35 protein-coding genes and 1 pseudogene are annotated in these 22,523 nt (G+C 48.9%); all 36 read left to right on the top strand.

Features of this window, described 5'->3' with window-relative positions; genetic code table 11:
* The first annotated feature begins 8 nt into the window (after window positions 1–8).
* The 36 genes and pseudogenes from fusA (at window position 9) to J9260_RS13555 (ending at window position 22,486) form a co-directional block, all read left to right on the top strand.
* The gene (gene fusA, locus J9260_RS13730) at window positions 9–2,114 is read left to right on the top strand and encodes an elongation factor G (RefSeq protein WP_210218293.1); all 2,106 of its coding nucleotides are present in this window, start codon (window positions 9–11) and stop codon (window positions 2,112–2,114) included.
* A gap of 2 nt (window positions 2,115–2,116) precedes the next feature.
* Window positions 2,117–3,306 (top strand): annotated as a pseudogene (gene tuf / locus J9260_RS13725) (elongation factor Tu).
* A 5-nt stretch (window positions 3,307–3,311) separates the two neighbouring features.
* Window positions 3,312–3,623, top strand: a complete 312-nt coding sequence (gene rpsJ / locus J9260_RS13720) for a 30S ribosomal protein S10 (protein WP_210218292.1) — start codon at window positions 3,312–3,314, stop codon at window positions 3,621–3,623.
* A gap of 139 nt (window positions 3,624–3,762) precedes the next feature.
* Window positions 3,763–4,395, top strand: coding sequence for a 50S ribosomal protein L3 (rplC, locus tag J9260_RS13715; protein ID WP_210218291.1), 633 nt, complete (start codon window positions 3,763–3,765; stop codon window positions 4,393–4,395).
* A 10-nt stretch (window positions 4,396–4,405) separates the two neighbouring features.
* Complete coding sequence (gene rplD, locus J9260_RS13710; RefSeq protein WP_210218290.1) at window positions 4,406–5,008, top strand: 50S ribosomal protein L4; 603 nt, start codon at window positions 4,406–4,408, stop codon at window positions 5,006–5,008.
* Window positions 5,005–5,298 carry a 50S ribosomal protein L23 gene (rplW, locus tag J9260_RS13705; protein WP_210218289.1) on the top strand — a complete coding sequence of 98 codons (294 nt, stop codon included), beginning with the start codon at window positions 5,005–5,007 and terminating at the stop codon, window positions 5,296–5,298. The genes rplD and rplW overlap by 4 nt, the downstream gene beginning before the upstream one ends.
* Before the next feature lie 14 nt (window positions 5,299–5,312).
* A complete protein-coding gene (gene rplB / locus J9260_RS13700) occupies window positions 5,313–6,140 on the top strand; it encodes a 50S ribosomal protein L2 (RefSeq protein WP_210218288.1) in 828 nt (275 codons plus the stop codon).
* 12 nt (window positions 6,141–6,152) lie between these two features.
* A complete protein-coding gene (rpsS, locus tag J9260_RS13695) occupies window positions 6,153–6,425 on the top strand; it encodes a 30S ribosomal protein S19 (RefSeq protein WP_202718495.1) in 273 nt (90 codons plus the stop codon).
* A gap of 9 nt (window positions 6,426–6,434) precedes the next feature.
* Window positions 6,435–6,767: a 50S ribosomal protein L22 gene (rplV, locus tag J9260_RS13690; protein ID WP_210218287.1), complete on the top strand. Its 333-nt coding sequence runs from the start codon at window positions 6,435–6,437 to the stop codon at window positions 6,765–6,767.
* Between the two features lie 9 nt (window positions 6,768–6,776).
* Window positions 6,777–7,484 carry a 30S ribosomal protein S3 gene (gene rpsC / locus J9260_RS13685; protein ID WP_210218286.1) on the top strand — a complete coding sequence of 236 codons (708 nt, stop codon included), beginning with the start codon at window positions 6,777–6,779 and terminating at the stop codon, window positions 7,482–7,484.
* A 12-nt stretch (window positions 7,485–7,496) separates the two neighbouring features.
* Complete coding sequence (gene rplP, locus J9260_RS13680) at window positions 7,497–7,910, top strand: 50S ribosomal protein L16 (RefSeq protein ID WP_210218285.1); 414 nt, start codon at window positions 7,497–7,499, stop codon at window positions 7,908–7,910.
* Window positions 7,910–8,107 (top strand): 50S ribosomal protein L29, encoded by a 198-nt coding sequence (rpmC, locus tag J9260_RS13675; RefSeq protein ID WP_210218284.1) that lies wholly within the window; start codon window positions 7,910–7,912, stop codon window positions 8,105–8,107. Before rplP ends, rpmC begins: the two co-directional genes overlap by 1 nt.
* 2 nt (window positions 8,108–8,109) lie before the next feature.
* Window positions 8,110–8,379, top strand: coding sequence for a 30S ribosomal protein S17 (rpsQ, locus tag J9260_RS13670; protein WP_210218283.1), 270 nt, complete (start codon window positions 8,110–8,112; stop codon window positions 8,377–8,379).
* 16 nt (window positions 8,380–8,395) lie between these two features.
* A complete protein-coding gene (gene rplN / locus J9260_RS13665; RefSeq protein WP_210218282.1) occupies window positions 8,396–8,764 on the top strand; it encodes a 50S ribosomal protein L14 in 369 nt (122 codons plus the stop codon).
* Window positions 8,765–8,792: 28 nt separating this feature from the next.
* Window positions 8,793–9,110, top strand: a complete 318-nt coding sequence (rplX, locus tag J9260_RS13660) for a 50S ribosomal protein L24 (protein ID WP_210218281.1) — start codon at window positions 8,793–8,795, stop codon at window positions 9,108–9,110.
* 8 nt (window positions 9,111–9,118) lie between these two features.
* Window positions 9,119–9,661, top strand: coding sequence for a 50S ribosomal protein L5 (gene rplE / locus J9260_RS13655; RefSeq protein WP_210218280.1), 543 nt, complete (start codon window positions 9,119–9,121; stop codon window positions 9,659–9,661).
* Window positions 9,662–9,676: 15 nt separating this feature from the next.
* A complete protein-coding gene (gene rpsN / locus J9260_RS13650; protein WP_210218279.1) occupies window positions 9,677–9,982 on the top strand; it encodes a 30S ribosomal protein S14 in 306 nt (101 codons plus the stop codon).
* 12 nt (window positions 9,983–9,994) lie between these two features.
* The gene (gene rpsH / locus J9260_RS13645) at window positions 9,995–10,390 is read left to right on the top strand and encodes a 30S ribosomal protein S8 (protein WP_210218278.1); all 396 of its coding nucleotides are present in this window, start codon (window positions 9,995–9,997) and stop codon (window positions 10,388–10,390) included.
* 15 nt (window positions 10,391–10,405) lie between these two features.
* The gene (gene rplF, locus J9260_RS13640) at window positions 10,406–10,945 is read left to right on the top strand and encodes a 50S ribosomal protein L6 (protein WP_210218277.1); all 540 of its coding nucleotides are present in this window, start codon (window positions 10,406–10,408) and stop codon (window positions 10,943–10,945) included.
* Window positions 10,946–10,955: 10 nt separating this feature from the next.
* Window positions 10,956–11,309 carry a 50S ribosomal protein L18 gene (gene rplR / locus J9260_RS13635; RefSeq protein ID WP_210218276.1) on the top strand — a complete coding sequence of 118 codons (354 nt, stop codon included), beginning with the start codon at window positions 10,956–10,958 and terminating at the stop codon, window positions 11,307–11,309.
* 11 nt (window positions 11,310–11,320) lie between these two features.
* Window positions 11,321–11,830, top strand: a complete 510-nt coding sequence (gene rpsE / locus J9260_RS13630; protein ID WP_210218275.1) for a 30S ribosomal protein S5 — start codon at window positions 11,321–11,323, stop codon at window positions 11,828–11,830.
* A 4-nt stretch (window positions 11,831–11,834) separates the two neighbouring features.
* Window positions 11,835–12,023, top strand: coding sequence for a 50S ribosomal protein L30 (gene rpmD, locus J9260_RS13625; RefSeq protein WP_210218274.1), 189 nt, complete (start codon window positions 11,835–11,837; stop codon window positions 12,021–12,023).
* A 1-nt stretch (window position 12,024) separates the two neighbouring features.
* Window positions 12,025–12,459, top strand: a complete 435-nt coding sequence (gene rplO, locus J9260_RS13620; protein ID WP_210218273.1) for a 50S ribosomal protein L15 — start codon at window positions 12,025–12,027, stop codon at window positions 12,457–12,459.
* 15 nt (window positions 12,460–12,474) lie between these two features.
* Window positions 12,475–13,824, top strand: a complete 1,350-nt coding sequence (gene secY, locus J9260_RS13615) for a preprotein translocase subunit SecY (RefSeq protein ID WP_210218272.1) — start codon at window positions 12,475–12,477, stop codon at window positions 13,822–13,824.
* Window positions 13,825–13,850: 26 nt separating this feature from the next.
* Window positions 13,851–13,964: a 50S ribosomal protein L36 gene (gene rpmJ / locus J9260_RS13610; RefSeq protein WP_002709743.1), complete on the top strand. Its 114-nt coding sequence runs from the start codon at window positions 13,851–13,853 to the stop codon at window positions 13,962–13,964.
* A gap of 129 nt (window positions 13,965–14,093) precedes the next feature.
* Window positions 14,094–14,450: a 30S ribosomal protein S13 gene (gene rpsM, locus J9260_RS13605; RefSeq protein ID WP_210218271.1), complete on the top strand. Its 357-nt coding sequence runs from the start codon at window positions 14,094–14,096 to the stop codon at window positions 14,448–14,450.
* Between the two features lie 23 nt (window positions 14,451–14,473).
* The gene (gene rpsK, locus J9260_RS13600; RefSeq protein ID WP_210218270.1) at window positions 14,474–14,878 is read left to right on the top strand and encodes a 30S ribosomal protein S11; all 405 of its coding nucleotides are present in this window, start codon (window positions 14,474–14,476) and stop codon (window positions 14,876–14,878) included.
* Window positions 14,879–14,890: 12 nt separating this feature from the next.
* Window positions 14,891–15,511, top strand: a complete 621-nt coding sequence (gene rpsD, locus J9260_RS13595) for a 30S ribosomal protein S4 (protein ID WP_210218269.1) — start codon at window positions 14,891–14,893, stop codon at window positions 15,509–15,511.
* A gap of 26 nt (window positions 15,512–15,537) precedes the next feature.
* Entirely contained in the window at window positions 15,538–16,542 is a 1,005-nt protein-coding gene (locus J9260_RS13590; RefSeq protein ID WP_210218268.1) for a DNA-directed RNA polymerase subunit alpha, read from the top strand.
* Between the two features lie 25 nt (window positions 16,543–16,567).
* A complete protein-coding gene (rplQ, locus tag J9260_RS13585) occupies window positions 16,568–16,954 on the top strand; it encodes a 50S ribosomal protein L17 (protein ID WP_210218267.1) in 387 nt (128 codons plus the stop codon).
* Between the two features lie 71 nt (window positions 16,955–17,025).
* Window positions 17,026–17,409: a hypothetical protein gene (locus tag J9260_RS13580; RefSeq protein WP_210218266.1), complete on the top strand. Its 384-nt coding sequence runs from the start codon at window positions 17,026–17,028 to the stop codon at window positions 17,407–17,409.
* 10 nt (window positions 17,410–17,419) lie between these two features.
* Entirely contained in the window at window positions 17,420–18,391 is a 972-nt protein-coding gene (gene bioB, locus J9260_RS13575; protein ID WP_210218265.1) for a biotin synthase BioB, read from the top strand.
* An 11-nt stretch (window positions 18,392–18,402) separates the two neighbouring features.
* Complete coding sequence (gene mnmG, locus J9260_RS13570; RefSeq protein WP_210218264.1) at window positions 18,403–20,274, top strand: tRNA uridine-5-carboxymethylaminomethyl(34) synthesis enzyme MnmG; 1,872 nt, start codon at window positions 18,403–18,405, stop codon at window positions 20,272–20,274.
* A gap of 2 nt (window positions 20,275–20,276) precedes the next feature.
* The gene (gene rsmG / locus J9260_RS13565; protein ID WP_246499455.1) at window positions 20,277–20,843 is read left to right on the top strand and encodes a 16S rRNA (guanine(527)-N(7))-methyltransferase RsmG; all 567 of its coding nucleotides are present in this window, start codon (window positions 20,277–20,279) and stop codon (window positions 20,841–20,843) included.
* Window positions 20,844–20,846: 3 nt separating this feature from the next.
* The gene (locus J9260_RS13560; RefSeq protein ID WP_210218263.1) at window positions 20,847–21,635 is read left to right on the top strand and encodes a ParA family protein; all 789 of its coding nucleotides are present in this window, start codon (window positions 20,847–20,849) and stop codon (window positions 21,633–21,635) included.
* Window positions 21,632–22,486: a ParB/RepB/Spo0J family partition protein gene (locus J9260_RS13555; protein WP_210218262.1), complete on the top strand. Its 855-nt coding sequence runs from the start codon at window positions 21,632–21,634 to the stop codon at window positions 22,484–22,486. Before J9260_RS13560 ends, J9260_RS13555 begins: the two co-directional genes overlap by 4 nt.
* The last annotated feature ends 37 nt before the right edge of the window (window positions 22,487–22,523 follow it).

Genomic DNA, 22,523 nt, shown 5'->3' with positions numbered 1-22,523 from the left:
GACCATCAGTGGCGCGTAGCACACCTATTGAGCAGTACCGTAATATTGGCATCATGGCGCACATTGATGCTGGTAAGACTACTGCTACTGAGCGTATTCTGTTCTATACAGGTGTGTCTCATAAGATTGGTGAAGTGCACGATGGTGCGGCGACCATGGATTGGATGGAGCAGGAGCGTGAGCGTGGTATTACGATTACCTCCGCTGCTACCACTTGCTTTTGGTCGGGGATGGATAAGCAGTTTCCGCAGCATCGGATCAATATTATCGACACGCCGGGGCACGTTGACTTCACGATTGAAGTCGAGCGTTCATTGCGGGTGTTGGATGGTGCGATGTTTGTGTTGTGCGCCGTAGGTGGAGTGCAACCGCAATCGGAAACTGTATGGCGGCAAGCAAACAAATACCATGTGCCACGCATGGCGTTTGTTAATAAAATGGATCGCTCTGGTGCAAACTTTCTGCGCGTTTACGAGCAGTTGAAGAGTAAGCTGAAAGCGAATCCAGTGCCGTTGCAATTGCCGATTGGTGCGGAAGAGCATTTCGCTGGTGTTGTCGACTTGATTCGTATGAAAGCGATCATGTGGGGCGATGCTGATAAGGGTGTCACCTATGAGGCTGTCGAGATTCCGGCTGATATGGTGGCTTCTTGTCAGGAATGGCGTGAGAAAATGGTGGAGGCTGCGGCTGAAGCTGATGACGTGTTGATGGATAAATACCTTGAAGAAGGTGATTTGTCTGCTGATGAGATTATTGCGGGTTTGCGTAAGCGCACCATTAATCTTGAAATTGTGCCAATGACTTGTGGTTCAGCCTTTAAAAATAAAGGCGTGCAGGCGGCATTGGACAAAATCATTGAATTGATGCCATCACCCATAGACGTTCCTGCTATTAAGGGGCATCTGGATGATAAAGCTGAAACCCAAGCTGAGCGTCATGCGAGTGATGATGAGCCGTTTGCAGCGTTGGCATTTAAAATTGCAACGGATCCGTTCGTTGGTACGTTGACATTTTTTCGCGTTTACTCCGGGGTTTTGACATCGCAAAGTGCGGTATATAACCCAGTAAAAGGTAAGCGTGAACGCATTGGGCGTTTGGTGCAGATGCACTCTAACTCTCGTGAAGATATTGATGAGGTTCGTGCGGGTGATATTGCAGCCGCTGTCGGACTTAAAGATGTAACAACTGGTGAAACGCTGTGTGACATGAATCATGTCATCACTTTGGAAAAGATGGATTTTCCTGAGCCGGTTATTGCAGTGGCTGTTGAACCGAAATCACAAGCGGATCAAGAGCGAATGGGAATTGCGCTGAGTAAACTCGTGCAGGAAGATCCTTCGTTTCGTGTTCGCACTGATGAGGAAACAGGGCAGACCATCATCGCTGGGATGGGTGAATTGCACCTAGAGATCATCGTTGATCGGATGTTGCGTGAGTTCAAGGTGGGTTGTACTGTGGGTGCTCCTCAAGTGGCTTATCGTGAAACCATCCGTCAGTCGGTTGAGGTTGAGGGTAAGTTCATTCGTCAATCGGGTGGTCGCGGGCAGTACGGTCATGTGTGGTTGCGTCTGGAGCCTTTGGGTGAAGCTGAGGGTTACAAATTTGAAAACGCCTTGGTGGGCGGTGTTGTGCCGAAAGAATTCGTGCCAGCCGTTGATAAGGGTGTTCAGGAGCAAATGGGTAACGGCGTTTTAGTCGGATTCCCGCTGGTCGATATGAAAGTAACCTTGTTTGATGGTTCTTATCATGATGTCGACTCCAGTGAAATGGCATTTAAAATTGCAGGCTCTATGGCGTTACGTCAGGGTGTTATGCAAGCGGCTCCCGCTTTGTTGGAGCCTGTTATGAAGGTTGAAGTAACAACGCCCGAAGAGTACATGGGTGATGTTATTGGTGATTTAAATCGCCGCCGTGGTGTCATTCAAGGTATGGATGAGGAAAGCGGCAGTTTGGTGGTGCGTGCAGAAGTGCCTTTGGGTGAGATGTTTGGTTATGCAACTGACCTGCGCTCTGCCACACAAGGGCGTGCTGCTTACAGCATGGAATTTGTACGGTATTCGGAAGCGCCTGCGGCTATTACTCAGGCGGTTATAAAGAAAGTAAAAGGTGAGTAACGATGGCAAAGAGTAAATTTGAGCGTAATAAACTGCACGTGAACGTCGGTACAATCGGCCACGTTGACCACGGCAAAACCACGCTGACAGCAGCACTCACTGTTGTACAAGCTCGCAAATTTGGCGGTGAAGCAAAAGCTTACGACCAAATTGACGCGGCTCCAGAAGAAAAAGCGCGTGGTATTACCATCTCGACTGCACACGTCGAATACGAATCCGATACCCGTCACTACGCCCACGTAGACTGCCCAGGCCATGCTGACTATGTTAAAAACATGATCACGGGTGCGGCACAGATGGATGGCGCATTTTGGTTTGTTCTGCTGCTGACGGCCCAATGCCGCAAACGCGCGAACACATCCTGTTGTCCCGTCAGGTTGGCGTTCCTTACGTTGTCGTTTACATGAATAAATGTGACCTCGTTGACGACGAAGAGCTGCTGGAGCTGGTCGAAATGGAACTGCGTGAACTGCTTTCCAGCTACGACTTCCCCGGTGATGATACCCCAATCGTCAAAGGTTCCGCGCGTATGGCGTTGGAAGGCGACCAATCTGATATTGGCGAGCCATCCATTGCCCGCCTGATTGAAGCGATTGACACCTTCATCCCGGATCCAGTACGTGCTGTTGATGGCACCTTCCTGATGCCAGTAGAAGACGTATTTTCCATCTCCGGTCGTGGCACGGTTGTTACCGGTCGTATCGAGCGTGGTCTGGTCAAAGTGGGTGAAACCATCGAAATCGTTGGTATCCGCGCCACCCAAACCACCACCGTTACTGGTGTTGAAATGTTCCGCAAATTGCTGGATCAAGGGATGGCAGGTGACAACGTAGGCTTATTGCTGCGTGGCACCAAGCGTGACGACGTAGAGCGTGGTCAGGTGCTGTGCAAGCCGGGTTCCATCAAGCCACACACCAAATTTGAAGCGGAAGTCTATGTCCTGTCCAAGGATGAAGGTGGTCGTCACACGCCATTCTTCAAAGGCTATCGCCCACAGTTCTACTTCCGTACCACTGACGTAACTGGTGCTTGCGAGCTGCCAGAAGGCGTTGAAATGGTCATGCCCGGTGACAATGTCAAGTTGGTCATTTCCCTGATCAACCCCATTGCGATGGAAGATGGTTTGCGTTTTGCCATCCGTGAAGGCGGTCGTACCGTCGGTGCGGGTGTTGTTGCTAAGATTATTGAGTAATAGTTATGTCTGATCAAAGAATCCGTATTCGCCTGAAAGCATTCGATCATCGTCTGATTGACCGTTCTGCGACTGAGATCGTCGAGACAGCCAAGCGGACGGGTGCGCGTGTCAAAGGGCCAATCCCGCTGCCTACGCGCATAGAGCGTTACACAGTGCTGATTTCACCGCACGTTGACAAGGATGCGCGTGATCAGTATGAGATTCGTACTTACAAGCGTCTGATGGATATTATTGATCCGACTGACAAGACCGTTGATGCCCTGATGAAGCTGGATTTGGCTGCGGGTGTTGATGTGCAAATCAAACTTAACTGATTTGTAAAAAATAGTTTAACGGCGGAATGATTTCTGCTATAGTGCGCGGCTTTCCACGGCTCGACCTAGGTCGAGCCGAGTTTTTCTAAAAGATAGAATGAAAGTTGCTCGGCGTGAGTAATTTTGAAGAGGTATGCAAATGGCTATCGGTCTGCTGGGTCGCAAAGTAGGTATGACCCGGATATACGGTGAAGATGGAGGTTCAACCCCCGTCACTGTGCTTGAGATTGCTGCAAACCGCGTTTCCCAAGTCAAGACGGCGGAGACGGATGGTTATACTGCCATTCAGTTGTCTGTAGGTGAGAAAAAATCTTCCCGTGTTTCTAAGTCAGAAGCGGGTCATTTCGCCAAGGCCGGTGTTCCGGCGGGTACGTTTGTGCGTGAGTCACGTACAAATGATGTCGCTGGCTATGAGTTGGGTTCTGAGCTTGCAGTAACGATGTTTGAAGCTGGTCAGAAGGTTGACGTAACTGGTGTAAGCAAAGGTAAAGGTTTTCAGGGTGTCCTGAAACGTTATCACTTTGCTGGTCAGGATCGCACCCACGGTAACTCTTTGTCGCACCGTGCGCCGGGTTCAATCGGTCAAAACCAAACGCCGGGTCGCGTATTTCCTGGTAAGAAAATGTCAGGTCACATGGGTGCGGTACAACGCACTTCGCAAAACCTGGAAGTTGTGCGTGTAGATGCAGAACGCAATCTGTTGTTAGTTAAAGGTGCTGTTCCAGGTGCTAATAACGGCGATGTGGTTGTCAAGCTGTCGGTTAAGGCATAAGGTGACGGCAATGGAATTACAGGTTGCAAATGGTGGCTCTATCGCAGTAAACGAAGTCGTTTTTGCGCGTGAGTTCAACGAAGGTTTAGTGCATCAGGCGGTAGTGGCTTATTTGGCTGGCGGTCGTTCTGGTACTAAGGCTCAAAAAAACCGCTCTGACGTGAGTGGTGGTGGCGCAAAGCCATTTAAGCAAAAAGGCTCAGGTCGTGCGCGTGCTGGTAGTACTCGTAGTCCTTTGTGGCGTTCTGGTGGCACAACATTTGCTGCTCGTCCACGTAGCTTTGAGCAAAAGTTAAATAAGAAAATGTATCGCGCAGCAATGCGTTCTATTTTTTCTGAACTGGTTCGCCAAGAGCGTCTGGTTGTGGTTGAGGGCTTTGATATTGCTGAGCCTAAGACCAAGTTAATGTTAGCCAAGTTGAAAGAGTACGGCTCAAACGATACATTGCTGGTTTCTGATATTGATGATGTCAATGTTTTGTTGTCATCACGTAACATTCCCTATTGTGAAGTTGCGACAGTTTCTGCTTTGAATCCTGTTAGCTTGGTTGGTCACGAAAAAGTCGTCGTGACGACGGCAGCTATCGAGAAAATTCAGGAGTGGCTGGCATGAGTGCTGAGCGTCTTTATCATATTTTGGTTGCGCCGCGTGTAACAGAGAAGACTGTTGCATCTGCTGAAAAATCAAATCAGTACGTGTTTAAAGTTGCTAAAACGGCAACTAAGCAGGAAATTAAAGAAGCTGTCGAGACTTTATTTGAAGTCAAGGTTGATAAAGTTCGTACTATCAACGTGAAAGGCAAGCAGAAAAACTTTAGCCGTCGTAGCGGTCAGCGCAGCGACTGGAAGAAAGCTTACATAAGATTGGCTGAAGGTTTCTCTCTGGATGCGGCAGCAGAATAAGGCAAGGGTGAATCATGGCAGTCGTTAAGGCAAAACCAACCTCCCCAGGGCGTCGCTTCCAGGTTAAGGTTGTTAACAAGGAATTGCACAAAGGTGCACCTTGTAAGAGTTTATTGGAAAATAAGCGCAAGAGTGGTGGTCGTAATAATACGGGTCGCATTACTACACGTCATGTGGGTGGTGGGCATCGTCAACATTACCGTCTTGTTGATTTTAAGCGTCGTAAAGATGATGTTCCTGCGCGTGTTGAGCGTTTGGAATACGATCCAAACCGTAGCGCGAATATTGCATTGTTGCTGTATGCGGACGGTGAACGTCGCTATATTATTGCTCCAAAAGGCTTGAGTGCAGGTGCTGAGGTTGTTTCCGGTGTTCATGCGCCGATTGCCACAGGTAACTGCTTGCCAATGCGTAATATCCCTGTTGGTACGGTTATTCACTGTATCGAAATGAAGGCGGGCAAAGGTGCGCAATTAGCACGTAGTGCTGGTGCTTCCGTGCAGTTAATTGCGCGTGAAGGTGCTTATGCGACTATCCGTCTGCGTTCAGGTGAGATGCGTAAAGTTCCTATCGACTGCCGCGCTACGATTGGTGAGGTTGGTAACTCTGAGCACGCATTGATTAAGTTGGGTAAGGCTGGCGCAAAACGTTGGCGCGGTGTTCGCCCAACGGTTCGTGGTGTGGTTATGAACCCGGTAGACCATCCGCACGGTGGTGGTGAAGGTCGTACTTCCGGTGGTCGTCACCCTGTTACTCCTTGGGGTGTTCCAACCAAGGGTTACAAGACTCGTAGCAACAAACGCACTGACAATATGATTGTCCGTCGCCGGAACAAGAAGTAAGAGGATTAAACAGTGCCACGTTCACTCAAAAAAGGTCCTTTCGTTGACCATCACCTGATGAAGAAGATCGAAACTGCTAAAGCTGCTAACGATCGTCGTCCAATCAAAACATGGTCACGCCGCTCTATGATCCTGCCAGAATTTATTGGCTTGACGGTAGCGGTGCATAACGGCAAGCAGCATATTCCGGTGCTGGTTAATGAAAATATGGTAGGCCATAAGTTGGGTGAGTTTGCTCTGACCCGTTCTTACCGTGGTCACGTTGCCGACAAGAAGTCGAAGTAAGAGGTAGAGATGGAAGTTGCAGCACATTTACGTTTTGCGCGTATTTCACCTCAGAAGTGCCGACTGGTTGCTGATCAGATCCGTGGCTTGCCGGTGGATAAAGCTTTGAATATTTTAGCGTTTAGCCCGAAAAAGGCTGCTGAAATGCTGAAGAAGGTTCTGGAATCCGCGATTGCTAACGCTGAGCATAATGATGGAGCGGATGTTGATGATTTGCACGTTACTCGTGTTTTCGTTGATCAAGGTCCTACCATGAAACGCATCATGCCACGTGCTAAAGGTCGTGCAAATCGCATCCTGAAGCGTACCAGTCACATTACCGTCGCTGTTGGCGAGAAATAAGGTTTTAGTATGGGTCAGAAAGTACATCCAACCGGCATCCGTCTTGGTATCGCGGCAGACTGGCGCTCCAAGTGGTACGCGGAAGGTAAAGATTACGCCAATTTCTTGTATAAAGACTTGGAAATCCGCACATTCTTGAAGAAGAAGTTGAAAGAAGCTTCTGTTAGCCGCATTCAAATTGAGCGTCCAGCAAAGTCTGCTTTTATTACCATTCACACGGCACGTCCGGGTGTGGTTATTGGTAAGCAAGGTGCGGACATTGAGAAGTTGCGTGCTGAAACTGCTAGTATCCTTGAGCTTAATGTCAACAATGTTAAGTTGAATATTGAAGAAATTCGTAAGCCTGAGCTGGATTCTCAACTGGTTGCAGAAAGTATCGCAAGCCAGCTTGAGCGTCGCATTATGTTCCGTCGTGCTGCAAAGCGTGCCGTAGCAAATGCAATGCGCTTGGGTGCATTAGGTATCAAAGTTTGTGTTGCAGGACGTTTGAATGGTGCGGAAATTGCTCGTACAGAGTTCTTCCGTGAGGGCCGCGTGCCTCTCCATACTTTACGTGCCGACATTGACTATGCAACTGCGGAAGCTCTCACCACCTATGGTATCATCGGTGTGAAAGTTTGGATCTACAAGGGCGAAGTCTTCGACCTGGAACAGAAACAGCAATCTAGCCAAAGCCACGGCCAACAAAGCCAAGGTCAAGGCAGAAAGAAGAAGTGATAGAGGTTTGAGATGTTACAACCCAAGAGAACCAAGTTCCGCAAGCAATTTAAAGGCCGTAATCGTGGTCTTGCTTTGGCGGGAAGTAAAGTCAGCTTCGGTGAATTCGGTTTAAAAGCAACAGAACGTGGTCGTTTGACAGCGCGTCAAATTGAATCAGCGCGTCGTGCAATTAACCGTTATGTACGCCGTGGCGGTAAAATCTGGATTCGTGTATTCCCTGACAAGCCGATCAGCAAAAAACCGCTGGAAGTTCGTCAAGGTAAAGGTAAAGGGAACGTTGAATACTGGGTTGCACAAATCCAGCCAGGCAGGGTTCTTTATGAAATCGAAGGTGTGGCAGAAGAAATTGCACGTGAGGCGTTCCGTCTTGCTGCTGCCAAACTACCGATGAAAACTACATTCGTTTCTCGTCAGGTGATGTGATGAAAGCAGCCGAACTTAAGCAAAAGACAGCAGCCGAGCTGAAAGCGGAATTGCTGGAAAATCTGAAAGAGCAGTTCAAGCTGCGTATGCAAAAAGCCGCTGGTCAGTTGTCGCGTCCTTCCGAAGTGAAGCGTGTGCGTCATCAAATTGCCCGGATCAAGACAGTGCTTGCTCAAAAGCAAGTTGCAGGTGAGTAACGATGAGCGAAGAAGCAAAAGTCGAGCGCAGCTTGATGGGTCGCGTAGTTAGCGACAAAATGGACAAGTCAATCGTGGTACTGATGGAACGTCAGGTTAAGCACGAGATGTACGGTAAGTTTATTAAGCGTTCTAAAAAATATCACGTTCATGATGAAAATAATGAATGTCATGAAGGTGATACCGTACTGTTCAAGGAATGCCGTCCTTTGTCTAAAACAAAGCACTGGACCTTGATCAAAGTTGTTGAACGCGCCCCAGGCCAGGCATAAGGGACGGAGAACATAAATGATCCAGATGCAATCTATTCTGCAAGTTGCAGATAACAGTGGTGCCAAACGAGTTATGTGCATCAAAGTTCTGGGCGGTTCTCATCGTCGTTATGCAGGCATTGGTGACATCATCAAAGTCAGCATCAAAGATGCGATCCCGCGTGGTAAAGTGAAAAAAGGCGATGTTTATAGTGCTGTTATCGTGCGTACTGCGCACGGTGTTCGTCGTAACGACGGCTCTAAGATTCGCTTTGATAACAATGCTGCGGTTCTGCTGAACAATAAATTGGATCCGATTGGTACTCGTATCTTCGGGCCTGTCACCCGCGAATTGCGCGGTGAGAAGTTCATGAAAATTATTTCTCTAGCACCTGAAGTGCTGTAAGACTGCAACGACAGAAGTAGGTGACAAAATGCGTAAGATTCGCAGTAGTGACGAAGTGGTTGTCATCACCGGCAAAGATAAAGGCCGTCGCGGCAAGATCATGCAGGTGTTGGAAGAAGGTAAAATTTTGGTTCAAGGTGTTAACCGTGTTAAGAAACACGTTAAGCCGAACCCAAATGCAGGTGTTCAAGGTGGCATTATTGAAAAAGAAATGCCAATGGATGCCTCAAATGTGATGCTGGTCAATCCTGCCACTGGCAAGGGTGACCGCGTTGGATTCAAGCTCCTGGACGATGGTAAGAAAATCCGTGTCTTTAAGTCCAATGGTGAGCGCGTAGACGCTTAAGGTGTAAAATGTCGAGACTGCAACAGTATTACCGCGATACTGTCGTCAAGGAATTGACGGACAAGTTCGGGTACAAAAATGTGATGGAAGTGCCGAAGCTGGTGAAAATCAGCCTGAACATGGGTTTAGGTGAAGCTGTCGGTGATAAGAAGATTATCGAACACGCAACAGGTGATATGTCAAAAATTGCAGGTCAAAAGCCCGTGGTTACATTGAGCCGTAAGTCTGTTGCTGGTTTCAAAATTCGTGATGGTTGGCCGATTGGCTGTATGCTCACTCTGCGTAGTGAGAAAATGTACGAATTTTTAGATCGTTTGGTTAATATTTCCATTCCGCGTATCCGTGACTTTCGTGGTCTTAGTCCGCGTGCCTTTGATGGTCGTGGTAACTACAACATGGGTGTCAAAGAGCAGATCATCTTTCCAGAGATCGAGTACGACAAAATTGACGTATTGCGTGGTATGAACATTACGATTGCCACCACCGCAAAAACTGACGCAGAGGGAAGAGCATTGCTAGAAGCATTCAAATTCCCTTTCAGACAGCAGTAAGAGGATAAAGATCTAATGGCTAAGAAATCCATGATCGCTCGTGAAACACGCCGGACTGAATCTGTTGCGAAATATGCAGCCAAGCGTGATGCACTCAAAGCTATCATCAGCAATCCAGAAAGCTCTTATGAGTCAGTAATGGAAGCTGTTGAAAAACTGCAAAAGTTACCACGCGATAGTAGTCCAGTTCGCCAAATGACCCGTTGCAGATTAACAGGTCGTCCACACGCTGTTTATCGTAAGTTCGGTTTATGCCGTAACAAATTGCGTGAAGCAGCGATGCGCGGTGACGTTCCGGGTCTCACTAAGGCAAGTTGGTAAGGGAGAGATAATATGAGTATGAGTGATCCTATCGCCGACATGCTGACTCGAATTCGTAACGGGCAGCGTGCTAATAAGGTGAATGTTACTTTCCCTGCCTCGCGGCAGAAAAAGGCTATTTTAGCCGTGCTGGAAGAAGAAGGTTATATTGCGGGTTTTGAAGCGGGTGAAGCCGAAGGCAAGCCTGTAACCACAGTAAAGCTGAAGTATTTCCAGGGCAAACCAGTCATCAGTAGCGTGAAGCGTGTAAGCCGTCCGGGTTTGCGTATCTTCCGTGGTAAAGATGAGCTGCCTAAAGTAATGGGTGGTTATGGTATTGCTATTATTTCCACGTCCAGAGGTGTCATGAGTGATCGCGCTGCCCGTGCGGCTGGTCAAGGTGGCGAAGTCCTCTGTGTGGTTGAATAAAAGGCGGACTTTGACATGTCAAGAATTGCAAAGAAAGTGTTGGATCTGCCTAAGGGCGTAGAGGTCAGCATTAGTGGTCAAAACCTCAATATCAAAGGCAGTAAAGGTGCTTTTGATTTCACTGTTCATGAAGCAGTCGAGGTTTCCCAAGAAGATAACACCTTGAAATTCCGTGCTAAGCAAGAGAATGACTCTAAAGCTTGGGCATTGGCTGGCACAACACGTGCTTTGACCAATAACATGGTAATGGGTGTCAGCCAAGGTTTTGAAAAGAAATTGCAACTGGTTGGTGTCGGCTATCGTGCCCAAGCCCAAGGCAATAAACTTAACTTAAGTCTTGGTTTTTCCCATCCGGTCGTGCATGACATGCCGGAAGGTATTACCGTCGAAACCCCAAGCCAAACAGAAATTTTGGTACGTGGTAGCGATAAGCAGAAAGTTGGTCAAGTTGCAGCAGAAATTCGTGCTTACCGTCCACCAGAGCCTTACAAGGGCAAAGGTGTTAAGTATGCAGATGAAGTGATTCTGCGCAAAGAGACCAAGAAGAAGAAGTAAGGTGACATAGATGGACAAGAGAACATCCCGTATTCGCCGTGGCAAACGCGCCCGCATGAAAATGCGCGAGTTGCGCGTCAACCGTCTGAGCGTACACCGTACTTCCCTGCATATTTATGCACAGGTAGTATCTTCCGACGGTTCTGAGGTTTTGGCCTCTGCATCGACGCTAGATAAAGACTTGCGGACAGGTTTGGAGTATACAGGCAACATCACTGCTGCAACTGCGGTAGGTAAGTTGGTTGCTGAGCGTGCGTTGGCAAAAGGTATTGACTCCGTTGCTTTTGATCGCTCTGGTTTTAAATATCATGGTCGCATCAAGGCACTGGCAGATAGTGCACGTGAAGCCGGTCTGAAATTCTAAGGATTTATCCAATGGCGAAGGCAGAAAATACATCAGCACCATCTGACGGTTTGCAAGAAAAGTTGGTTCAAGTGAACCGTGTTGCTAAGACTGTTAAAGGTGGTCGTATCATGAGCTTCACTGCGTTAACCGTAGTGGGTGATGGTAATGGTCGCGTAGGTTTTGGTTATGGCAAAGCGCGTGAAGTGCCTGCTGCAATCCAGAAAGCTATGGATCAAGCGCGTCGTAGTTTAGTGACTGTTTCTTTGGTAGACGGTACACTACAATATCCGCTCAAGTATGAGCAGGGTGCTGCACGTGTTTACTTACAACCAGCATCTGAAGGTACGGGTGTTATCGCAGGTGGTGCGATGCGTGCAGTACTAGAAGTTGCAGGCGTGCGTAACGTATTGTCTAAATGTATGGGAACTCGCAACGCAGGTAATGTTGTGCGTGCTACTATCGCGGCTCTGGCCTCTATGCAGGATCCTGAAATGATCGCTGCTAAACGTGGTAAGAGCGTTGAGCAGATTAAGGGGTAAGAAGATGACTTCTGCAAAGCAGCTTAAACTCACGTTGGTGCGCAGCCTGAATGGTCGTCTGAAAAGTCACCAACAGTGTGCCCGTGGTCTTGGTATCCGTAGGATTCATAATCCTATCACTGTTATCGACACCCCAGAAAACCGTGGCATGATCAACAAAATTTCCTACATGCTCAAGGTTGAGGAAGCTTAAGATGAAACTGAATACACTACAACCTGATCTGGGAAGCCGTCCTGTCCGTACTCGCGTCGGTCGTGGTATTGGTTCCGGTTTAGGCAAAACGGCTGGTCGTGGACATAAAGGTCAGCACGCTCGTAAAAGTGGCTTCAACAAGCGTGGTTTTGAAGGCGGTCAGATGCCTATGCATCGTCGTTTGCCAAAGTTTGGCTTTACTTCACGCATCGGTCGTCGTACTGCCGAAGTTCGTTTAAGCGAATTAGCGAAAGTTGATGGCGATATGATTGATATGTTGAGTCTCAAAGCAGCAAATGTGATTGATGCTCAAGCTCTGCAAGCTAAGATTATTCTTTCTGGTGCGGTTGATCGTGCAGTTACTGTAAAAGGTCTGGGCGTAACTAAAGGTGCACGTGAAGCAATCGAAGCAGCGGGCGGCAAGATCGAAGAATAACGGACAATAAAACTCATGCGCAAAAACCCGACAGCTTCTCTTGGGGGCTTTGGAAACATGGTCGAAATTCGCCAGCGGTTAGTATTTGTACTGCTGGCGTTGATCGTTTATCGGATTGGTACTTATATTCCTGTTCCTGGTGTAAATCCTGCGGCAATGACGCAGTTTTTTGACCAGAACAACGGTACTATTCTCGGCGTATTCAACATGTTTTCAGGTGGTGCGTTGGAGCGTCTGAGCGTCTTCGCCTTGGGCATTATGCCTTATATTTCTGCCTCTATTATTGTGCAGTTAATGACTACCGTTGTTCCTTTTTTCGAGCAACTGAAGAAAGAAGGTGAATCCGGTCGGCGCAAAATTACGCAATACACGCGTTACGGCACTGTTGGTTTAGCCTTATTTCAAAGTTTCGGTGTTGCCGTGGCTTTGGGTGGTCAAGATATTGGTGGTGGTCAGACGATTGCATTGAATCCGGGTGTGAGTTTCATTATTACCACTGTTGTTACTTTGGTGACTGGCACATTGTTTTTGATGTGGTTGGGTGAGCAGATTACCGAGCGTGGTATTGGTAACGGTATTTCCTTGATTATCTTTGCAGGTATCGTCGCAGGCTTGCCAGCCGCAATTGGCGGTACTTTGGAGTTGGTTAATACAGGTGAACTTTCGCCGTTCTTGATTATCTTGTTGTTGGTTTTGGTCTTACTGGTGACCGCGTTGGTTATCTTTGTGGAGCGCGGTCAGCGTCGTATCACGGTTAACTATGCAAATCGCCAGCAAGGTAGAAAAATGATGATGGGGCAGTCTAGTCACTTGCCTTTGAAGTTGAATATGGCTGGTGTTATTCCGCCTATCTTTGCTTCAAGTATTATTTTGTTTCCAGCGACTTTAGGCCAGTGGTTTGGTGAAGGTGAGGGCATGGAGTGGTTGAAAAACTTCTTCAGTATGCTGCAACCTGGTCAGCCGCTGTACGTAATGTTCTATGCAATGGCTATCGTTTTCTTCTGCTTTTTCTATACGGCACTGGTGTTTAACTCCCGTGAAACCGCTGAGAATTTGAAGAAGGCAGGTGCATTTATTCCGGGTATTCGTCCGGGCGAGCAGACTTCTAAGTACATTGATGGTGTAATGACGCGCTTGACTGCGGTTGGTGCCATTTACATTACCTTGGTTTGCTTACTGCCAGAGTTTTTGATCTTAGGTTGGAATGTGCCTTTCTATTTTGGTGGCACTTCATTGTTGATTATCGTAGTTGTAGTCATGGACTTTTTGTCTCAACTGCAAGCGCATATGATGTCACACCAGTACGAAGGCTTGATGAAGAAAGCCAACTTTAAAGCGCAGACACGCCCAGGCACAGTGCGCTGATTTGAATCACTTGGAGAGTTTTTGTCATGAAGGTTAGAGCTTCAGTTAAAAAATTGTGCCGTAACTGCCGGGTTATCCGCAGAAATGGCGTGGTACGTATCATTTGCTCTGATCCGCGCCACAAGCAGCGTCAAGGCTAGTAAGTTTTTGTCCCGATGCTGTGCGATGGGATTTATGAAATAACCTCTGCTGGTCAGAGGTTATTTGTTGATAATAGCGAAAGGTTCCGGCATAATCGCTGGCTTTTCCGGTAGTCTGGAGAGTTTTTAATGGCTCGTATTGCGGGTATTAATCTTCCTGTCAATAAACACGTGGTAATCGGCCTTACTGCCATTTATGGTATTGGTCGTCCACGCGCGGCGGATATTTGCAAAGCTGCGGACATTGTCCCTAGCACCAAAATCCGTGACTTGACAGAAGAACAAGTTGAGCGCGTTCGTCTTGAAGTAGGCAAATTTATTGTTGAAGGCGATCTGCGTCGTGAAGTTTCCATGAGCATCAAACGTTTGATGGACATGGGTTGCTACCGTGGCATCCGCCACAGACGTGGTTTGCCACTGCGTGGACAGCGCACTAAAACGAATGCGCGTACCCGTAAAGGCCCTCGTCGTCCGATTCGCAAATAAATAGATCGCAGGTAGAGTAAGTAATGGCAAGACAGCCTAAGAAAGGTGCAACTGTTAACCTTCGTAAGAAGGTCAAGAAAACTGTCACAGACGGTGTTGCGCACATCCATGCATCATTTAATAACACTATCGTGACCATCACTGACCGTCAGGGTAATGCACTGGCATGGGCAACCTCCGGTGGCTCTGGTTTCCGTGGTTCACGTAAAAGTACCCCGTTTGCAGCGCAGGTTGCTGCCGAACGTGCTGGTAATGCAGCTAAAGATTATGGTTTGAAGAACCTTGATGTTGAAGTCAAAGGTCCTGGCCCTGGTCGTGAATCTGCTGTCCGCGCGTTGAACAACGTCGGTTTCAAGATCAACACTATCGTGGACGTTACGCCTATCCCGCATAACGGTTGCCGTCCACCTAAGAAACGTCGTGTGTAACGGGAGATAATCATGGCACGTTATATTGGCCCTACCTGCAAACTCAGCAGACGTGAAGGCACTGACCTTTACCTCAAGAGTCGTGGTGTCTCTCTGGAGAAGAAGTGCAAACTGGATAAAGTTCCAGGGCAACACGGCGAAAATAAAGCACGCTTGTCTGACTACGGTGTGCAGTTACGTGAAAAACAGAAAGTTCGTCGTATTTACGGTGTGCTGGAACGTCAATTCCGTAACTACTTTAAAGAAGCGGCACGTCGCAAAGGCTCCACCGGTGAAAACTTGTTGGAACTGTTAGAATGCCGTCTGGATAACGTCGTTTATCGCATGGGCTTTGGCTCCACTCGCGCGGAATCTCGCCAGTTGGTTAGCCATAAGGCAATCAGTGTGAACGGTCAAACCGTCAATATCCCTTCTTACCAAGTGAAGGCGGGTGATGTTGTCGAAATCCGTGAAAAGTCCAAGAAGCAAACCCGCATTCAGGACGCTGTAACTGTTGCAGAACAGATCGGTTTCCCTGCATGGGTTGACGTGGACGGGAAAGCACTGAAAGGCACATTTAAATCTGTGCCAGACCGTAGCGACCTGCCATCCGAAATCAATGAATCACTGATTGTGGAATTGTATTCCAAGTAATCACTGATCAGGTTCGAGAGACCAGTATGACCTCGAAAACAACAGAATTGCTGAAGCCGCGCAACGTTCAAGTGCAAGAGGCAGGTTTAAACACCTTCCGCATTACGCTTGAGCCGTTGGAGCGTGGCTTCGGTCACACGTTAGGTAATGCGTTACGTCGTATTCTGCTGTCCTCTATTCCGGGCAGTGCGATTACCGAAGTACAAATTGCTGGCGTGGTACATGAGTACACCAGTATTGAAGGTGTGCAAGAAGACGTGGTTGAGATTCTGTTGAATCTCAAAAAGTTGGCGATTCGTTTGAATGCGCGTGACGAAGCTACCTTAACTTTGAAAAAGAAAGGTAAGGGCGTAGTCACGGCGGCAGATATTGAACGTGATCACGATGTTGAGATCATTGATCCTTCACACGTTATTGCTCACATTACCAAAGACGATACTGAGCTGGAAATGAGCTTGACCATTACCCGTGGTCGTGGCTATCAACCAGCTTCTGTACGTCGCGGCCCGGATTCTCCAGAGCTGCCATTAGGCACGTTAGTATTGGATGCTAGTTATAGCCCAATCATGCGCGTTGCTTATAACGTAGACAGTGCGCGTGTTGAACAGCGTACTGACATGGATAAATTGGTTTTGGAAATCCAAACCAACGGTTCTGTGAATGCTGAAGAATCCATCGGTATGGCGGCGCAGATTCTGCAACAGCAGTTGGCGGTTTTCTTTGATCTGCGGATTGAAGAGCCTGTACGTCGTGAAGAGTCACAACCAGAAATCGACCCAATTTTATTGCGGCCGGTAGATGATTTGGAACTCACTGTACGTTCAGCTAACTGTTTGAAAGCAGAGAACCTGTTCTATATTGGTGATCTGGTGCAGCGTACTGAAACTGAGTTGCTGAAAACACCGAATCTGGGCAAGAAGTCCCTGACCGAAATTAAAGATGTGCTTGCACAGCATGGTTTGACTTTGGGAACCAAGTTAGATAACTGGCCACCCGCAGGTCTTGATCACCGTGAAAGCAAAGTGGCTTAACCACGGGTTTTGAAGGATATAGAAAATGCGTCACCGTAATACTGGTCGTCAATTAAGCCGCGATAGCAGTGCCCGTAAAGCCTTGCTGCAAGCTTTGACAAATTCACTGCTTCGTCATGAAGCGATCAAGACTACTCTGCCTAAGGCCAAAGAATTGCGCCGTGTAGCAGAGCCGCTGATCACTCGTGCTAAAGAAGATTCTGTACACAACCGCCGTATCGCTTTCTCACGTTTACGTGATAAAGAAATCGTTGGTAAGTTGTTTACTGACATCGGCCCGCGCTTCAAAGAGCGTCAAGGTGGCTATTTGCGTATCATTAAGTGCGGTTTCCGCGCTGGTGACAATGCGCCGATGGCTTACGTTGCGCTGGTTGATGAAGCAGATGCTGGGCAGCAAGCCGCAGCGGAATAATTCCTGCTGTTGCATGTGTTCAGGAAGGCCGACATTGTTCGGCCTTTTTGCGTTTTTAGATGGAGTGCCCCATGCAGGATAATCAACAGGTTGTCGAAGCAGCCAGCTCACGCAAAACAGCCAAAGTCTTTTATTATGGCAATATCCTTTCGGTGTTGATCCCTTTTCCGGTGTTTATTTTGTGGTTTGGTGCGGGTATTTTGGTGTACGCCATGTTCCGTCATCATCCCAATGTACGAGTGGGGTACTATACCCAAATTGCGGCTTATCACTATTACGGTTTGGCGGGTGGCTTGGTTCCGATTTTGACGTTCGCGCCCGGTGATTTTTTTGTGAACTGGTGGTGGGCATTATGGATTGGCTGTATCGTTATTTTATTGCCGCTGTCCATTCGTCAATTGCTGCTGATTAACCGTGAAACATGGCAAGATACGCCTAAGTCATCGCCCCACTGAAGGAATAAAAATGTCTGAATTACGTCACGATTGGCGCATCGAAGAGGTTAATGCCTTATTGGCAATGCCATTCAGCGATTTGATGTTCAAGGCGCATCAGGTGCATCGGGAACATTTTGCCGCGAATCAAGTGCAAATTAGCACCTTGCTAAGTATCAAAACCGGGGCTTGCCCAGAAGATTGCGGTTATTGTTCGCAAAGTGCCAAAAACGATACCTCCTTGGAGCGCGAGAAATTACTGCCGTTGCAAGAAGTGATCGACTCCGCTAAAACCGCACAAACCCAAGGTGCAACCCGTTTTTGTATGGGTGCTGCATGGCGTAATCCTACTGATAAGAACCTTGAGCGCGTCATCGAAATGGTGCAGGCGGTCAAGGGGTTGGGCATGGAAACCTGCGTAACCTTGGGCATGTTGACGGATCGTCAAGCGTCGCGTTTGAAAGACGCAGGTTTGGATTACTATAACCACAACCTTGATACCTCGCCGGAGTTTTACGGCAACGTGATTTCTACACGCACTTACCAAGATCGTCTGGATACCTTGGATCATGTGCGTAACGCCGGTATTAACGTGTGTTCCGGTGGTATTTTAGGTATGGGTGAAACCCGTCAGGATCGTGCGCGTTTATTGCAGCAATTGGCGAATATGAAATTTCACCCTGAATCTGTGCCAATTAATGATCTGGTGAAAATCGAAGGCACGCCATTGTCAGGTGTGGATAAATTAGACCCGTTCGAGTTTATTCGGGTGGTAGCGGCGGCGCGGATTATGATGCCGAAGTCCTACGTGCGCTTGTCCGCAGGCCGCACCGATATGACTGATGAAATGCAGGCATGGTGCTTTTTTGCGGGTGCAAACTCGATGTTTTACGGCGATAAATTGCTGACTACTGACAATCCGGGCGAAAGCCACGATCAGCAATTATTCACGCGCTTAGGCATTCAAACTGAAGCAGGACAGCCGGGCAGCACGTATTTGTGAGGTTATAGTCAATGCATTACCCCCAATCTTTCGATGTCATCGTCATCGGTGGCGGACACGCCGGAACTGAGGCCGCGCTTGCTGCTGCACGTATGGGGCAGCGTACCTTGTTGTTGACCCACAATATCGAAACCATTGGTGCAATGAGTTGTAATCCTGCCATTGGCGGTATTGGCAAGGGTCATCTGGTCAAGGAAATTGATGCGATGGGCGGGGCAATGGCTCACGCAGCCGACCGTGGTGGTATCCAATTCCGCATTCTCAATTCCAGTAAAGGCGCGGCGGTGCGTGCCACTCGCGCCCAAGCTGATCGTATCCGTTACAAATCTGCGATTCGCACTATTGTTGAAAATCAGCCCAACTTGTACCTGTTTCAACAGGCGGTGGATGATTTATTGCTGGAAGGCGAGCGCGTGGTGGGGGTGCGTACCCAAATGGGTTTGAGCTTCACCTCTCGTGCCGTGGTGCTGACTTCCGGGACGTTTCTTGCCGGGAAAATCCACATTGGTTTGAGCAATCATGCGGGTGGACGTGCGGGTGATCCGCCTTCGTTGGCGTTGTCGCAGCGTTTGCGTGAATTGCCGTTTCGTGTGGATCGTTTGAAAACCGGTACGCCGCCGCGCATTGATGCCCGCAGTATCGACTTTAGTAAAATGGAAGAACAACCCGGCGATACACCTACGCCAGTGTTTTCGTTTTTGGGGTGTGCGGATGAGCATCCACCACAAATTTCGTGCTACATCACTTATACCAATACCACGACGCACGAGATTATTCGTGGCGGTTTAGATCGTTCGCCGATGTATACCGGGGTGATTGAGGGGATTGGTCCGCGCTATTGCCCGTCGATTGAAGACAAGGTGGTGCGCTTTGCGGATAAAGACCGTCACCAGATTTTTATTGAGCCGGAAGGCTTAGATACCCACGAAGTTTACCCCAATGGTATTTCCACCAGCTTGCCGTTTGATGTGCAATACGCGCTGGTGCGCTCGATGGCCGGGTTGGAAAACGCGCACATTACCCGCCCCGGTTACGCGATTGAATACGATTTCTTTGACCCGCGTGATTTGAAGCCGACGCTGGAAACCAAGGCGGTGCAAGGTTTGTTTTTCGCCGGGCAAATCAACGGCACAACAGGCTATGAAGAGGCGGCTGCACAAGGTTTGCTGGCGGGTTTGAACGCGGGTTTGTATGCCCAGGAAAAAGACGGGTGGTATCCGCGTCGCGATCAGGCTTACCTCGGTGTGTTGGTGGATGATTTAATCACGCTAGGCACGAAAGAGCCTTACCGGATGTTCACCAGCCGTGCGGAACACCGTTTATTATTGCGTGAAGATAACGCCGATTTGCGTTTAACCGAAGCCGGGCGCGAGTTGGGTTTGGTGGATGACACCCGCTGGGCGGCTTTTTGTGAAAAGCGCGAGGCAATTGAACGCGAACAGCAGCGGTTACGCGCCACGGTATTACAGCCGACGGCAGTGAGTGCCGCAGACAGTCAGCGGGTGTTCGGTGATGTGTTGTCGCGTGAATACAAGTTGTATGACTTATTGCGTCGCCCCAATGTGACTTACGCCGCGTTAACCAGCTTGCCAGCGGTGGGCGAGCCAGTGGCTGATGAGAAAGTTGCGGAACAAGTGGAAATTCAATGCAAATACGCCGGTTACATTGACCGGCAGCAAGAAGAAATTCACAAGCAACGCCGCAACGAGGAAACTCGCTTGCCGGATAGTTTAGACTACGCCTTGGTACGCGGGCTTTCCAACGAAGTGCGCCAGAAGTTGCAAAATCAACGTCCGGTCACGCTGGGGCAGGCGGCACGCATTCCCGGCATTACGCCCGCCGCGATTTCGCTGTTGCTGGTCTATCTGAAAAAGGCGGGATAAGCGTGGAACAGCAGCAACAACTCCAGCATTACCTGCAATTATTACAACGCTGGAACAAGGTTTATAACCTGACGGCGGTGCGTGACCCAGCACAAATGCAAATTGTGCATTTGGACGATAGCTTGAGTGTCGCGCCGTTTTTGCGCGGTGAAACCTGCCTTGATGTGGGGAGCGGTGCAGGTTTGCCCGGTATTCCGTTGGCGATTGTGCAACCACAGCGGCAATTTACCTTGCTGGATACCAATGGCAAAAAAACCCGCTTTATGCAGCAAGCGGTGTTGGAATTAGGTTTAAAAAACGTCAAGGTGGTGCAAACCCGTGTCGAAAGTTGGCAGCCTGAGGTGTGTTTTGACGCAGTTATCAGCCGCGCCTTTGCCTCACTCCATGATTTTGTTACCTTTACCGGCAAACAGGTGTGTGAAGGTGGTATCCTCTACGCCATGAAGGGACGTTACCCCGCCGATGAGTTGGCAGCACTGCCCACCGGTTGGCGCGTCGTGGCGGAGCATCCCCTGCAAGTACCCGGTTTGGATGCGCAACGGCATCTGTTGGAACTACAGCGAGAGTAAACCATGACGCGAGTCATTGCGGTGACGAACCAAAAAGGTGGCGTTGGTAAGACGACTACCAGTGTCAACTTGGCAGCCTCCTTAGCGGCAATGAAGCGGCGGGTGTTGCTGATTGATATTGACCCTCAGGGGAATGCGACGACCGGCATCGGTTTGGAAAAGCACGGGCAGCAGGTATCGTTGACCGACGTGTTGTTGGGGGATGCGCACGTTTCCGAAATTTTACGCAAATTACCCGACAGTTCCTTGCACGTATTACCTGGCTCGCCGGATGTTACCGCAGCTGAAGTTAGTTTGATGACCAAGGAGCGGCGCGAATACCATTTGCGTGAGGCGTTGGCTCCGATTCGTGATAATTACGATTACATTTTGATTGATTGCCCGCCTTCGCTGAATATGTTGACCGTGAATGCACTGGTGGCGGCGGATGGCGTGTTGATTCCGATGCAATGCGAATACTACGCACTGGAAGGTTTGAGCGCGTTGGTGGACACCATTGAACGCATTGCGCAAACAGCGAATCCAGATTTACAAATCATGGGTTTAGTGCGCACTATGTATGACCCACGCAGCAATTTATCGCGGGATGTATCGGATCAGATTAGCGTATTTTTTAAAGACAAAGTTTATAACACCTCAATTCCGCGCAATATTCGTTTAGCAGAAGCCCCCAGCCACGGTTTATCGGCGTTGGATTACGACAAAAGCTCACGCGGCGCATTGTCGTATCTGGCACTGGCGGCTGAAATGTTGCGTAAAGATGTGAGTGCCGCCGCTGGAGTTAATCCATGATTAAGAAGCCGGGGTTAGGGCGCGGCTTGGATATGTTGCTGAGTTCCGCCCGCAGTCAGTCCACTGATACCGAAGACACCGTACTCAAGCGTTTGCCGGTTGAGCGGGTACGCCCCGGTCAATACCAGCCGCGTACCCGGATGGATGCGGATGCCCTGCAAGAGCTGGCAGACTCCATTAAGGCGCAAGGTTTAGTGCAGCCCATCGTGGTGCGCAAACTCAACGGCGGTGAATACGAGCTTATTGCTGGGGAACGTCGCTGGCGTGCGGCACAACTGGCAGGGTTACACGATATTCCGGCGGTGGTGCGTGATATTCCTGATCAAGCAGCGGCGGCAATGTCGCTGATTGAAAATATTCAGCGCGAAGACCTCAATGCCCTCGAAGAAGCGGGTGCATTACGCCGTTTGATTGATGAGTTTGGTTTGACTCACCAGCAAACTGCCGAAGCCGTGGGGCGTTCACGGGTCGCAGTAACGAATTTACTGCGCCTGCTAGAGTTGCAGCCTGAAGTCAAAGCCCTGTTAGATGCTGGGCAGTTTGAAATGGGTCATGCCCGTGCGTTACTGGCTTTACAGGGCGCGAAACAGGTAGAAATCGCCAAGTTGGTGGCACAGCGTCAATTGTCAGTACGTGATACCGAGCGGTTAATCAAGCAAGTGCTGGAAAACACCAATGTGGAAATTCCAGCCTTCAAACCTTCGCCCGATGTGGTGCGCCTTGAGCAGCGTCTGGCAGATACCTTGGGTGCGAAGGTGGCGATTCGCTACAATCGCAGCGGTAAAGGTAAATTAGTGATTGAATACAATAGCTTGGATGAGCTTGACGGCATTCTTGAGCATATTCAGTAAATATTTAGTGGTAAGGTGTTGAAGCGTGCCGTGAATT

Source organism: Thiothrix unzii (assembly GCF_017901175.1).
In the GTDB taxonomy this organism is placed as follows: Bacteria; Pseudomonadota; Gammaproteobacteria; order Thiotrichales; family Thiotrichaceae; genus Thiothrix; species Thiothrix unzii.
Note: the sequence above shows the minus strand (reverse complement) of the source record. Positions and strands in the feature narration are given on the sequence as shown.